This window comes from Polaromonas sp. P3_C2 (genome assembly GCF_056402675.1).
On sequence record NZ_JBFUGX010000753.1, the window covers coordinates 1 to 1,816 of the forward strand.

Consider the following 1,816-nt stretch of genomic DNA (forward strand, 5'->3'; position numbering starts at 1 on the left):
TATTGCCCCGGCCGGTTGTGGGTTTGCTGGCTTTGTATTTCGGCGCCTTTGCCGCATACTGATAGACCGTCCTCGCCCTTATTGGGCATCGGGAGTACCTATGAAACACACCTTATTGCTTTCTACCTTGTCGTTGCTGCTGGCTGGCGCGGGGAATGCTGCATGGGCGCAGCAGGTATACCGCTGTGCAGGAGTCGGGGGTGCGGCCCCTGAATACATCAACAACACAAAAGACGCCCAAACCCGGAGCTGCAAACTGTTGTCCGGCGGCAATGTGACGGTGATGCAGAGCACGCCGGTGCCCAAAGCCGCGGTTCGCGTGGCTGCGGCCGCAGGCTCTAGCGGCCCGCGCACCGATGGCAGCCCCGAACAGCGGGCCCGCGACAACGATTCGCGCGCCATCCTTGAGGCCGAACTGAAAAAGGCCGAAGCCAAGCTGGCCGAGCAGCAAAAAGAATTCAACAACGGCGAACCTGAGAAACAGGGCATTGAAGGCCGTAACTACCAGCGTTACCTGGACCGCGTGGCCGAGCTCAAGGACAGCATCACCCGTAACCAGAGTGATATTGCCGGCCTGAAGCGCGAAATTTCCCGCCTGCCTGGCCCCCCGCCTGCTGCGCTCGTCGCCAATTAAACCAGCGCGGCAAGTCCCAGTAAGCCGGCTTCTGGAGGAAAATGGACGGCTTGAACAAGCCCTCCATCCGCGTCGCTTTATCGTCCGTCCCGGTCAAAGGACTTCCCCCGCGCTTTCAGGCGTTTGACCTGYTGGCCACGCTGGTGGCAGTGGTGCGTACCAACGGCACCGTGGTGTTTGCCAATGCCGCGCTGGAAGATGCGCTGGGCACCTCGCGGCGGACCATTGAAGGCTCACAGCTCCCCGATTGCTTTACCGAGCCGCTCATTTTGCAAAATGCGCTGGAGGGTGCGGGCAGCAATGAATTTGCCGCCCTGCGTTACGACGCGTGGCTCAGGCGCCTGAACCACGAACCGCTGCCCGTGCATGTGGTGGTGGCGCAAACCGACACCCCGGGTGAGGCGATTGTGGAGCTGCTGCCGCTGGAGCAGCAAGCCAAGCAGGAGCGCGAAGAACGCCTGATCGACCAGGCGCAGGCCAATAAGGAGTTGATCCGCAACCTGGCCCACGAGATCAAAAACCCGCTGGGCGGTATTCGCGGCGCTGCGCAATTGCTGCAGATGGAAATCGGCAAGGACCTGACCGAATACACCCAGGTCATCATCCATGAGGCAGACCGGCTGCAGACGCTGGTAGACCGTTTGCTGGCCCCGCACCGCCGCCCGCATCTGGTGGGCGATGTCAATATTCACGAAGTGTGTGAGCGCGTCCGCTCCTTGATCCTGGCGGAGTTCCCAAAAGGTTTGAGGGTTACGCGCGACTACGACATCTCGATTCCTGATTTCCGCGGAGACCGCGAACAGCTCATTCAGGCGGTGCTGAACATCGCACACAACGCCGCGCAGGCTTTGGCGGAACGGGTCGCGGCGGGCAATGCGCACATCACTTTCAGGACAAGAATCGCCAGGCAGGTAACTTTTGGCAAGCAGCGCTATCGCTTGGCATTGGAATTGCATGTTATCGACAATGGACCGGGTGTGCCGGACTCCATCAAAGRCCGCATTTTCTATCCGCTGGTATCCGGGCGGGAAGGTGGTTCGGGGCTGGGGCTGACATTGGCGCAAACCTTTGTCCAGCAACACCACGGTTTGATTGAGTGCGACAGTGTGCCGGGCCGTACAGATTTCAAGCTGCTGATACCGCTGCCTTGAAATGTGTTCTCAGCCATGATTGATACATAAC

The 1,816-nt window shown here is 59.9% G+C and carries 2 protein-coding genes; both read left to right on the forward strand.

Going from position 1 to position 1,816, the window contains the following annotated elements; genetic code table 11:
- Positions 1–100 precede the first annotated feature (100 nt).
- Positions 101–634 (forward strand): hypothetical protein, encoded by a 534-nt coding sequence (locus AC1DWI_RS21535; protein ID WP_477667927.1) that lies wholly within the window; start codon positions 101–103, stop codon positions 632–634.
- A 41-nt stretch (positions 635–675) separates the two neighbouring features.
- Positions 676–1,785: a nitrogen regulation protein NR(II) gene (gene glnL, locus AC1DWI_RS21540; protein ID WP_477725716.1), complete on the forward strand. Its 1,110-nt coding sequence runs from the start codon at positions 676–678 to the stop codon at positions 1,783–1,785.
- Positions 1,786–1,816: the final 31 nt, after the last annotated feature.

What these genes read in the sequence shown, in the direction of transcription:
- AC1DWI_RS21535 (WP_477667927.1), top strand. Translation starts at nt 101, where the DNA reads ATGAAACACACCTTATTGCTTTCTACCTTGTCGTTGCTGCTGGCTGGC.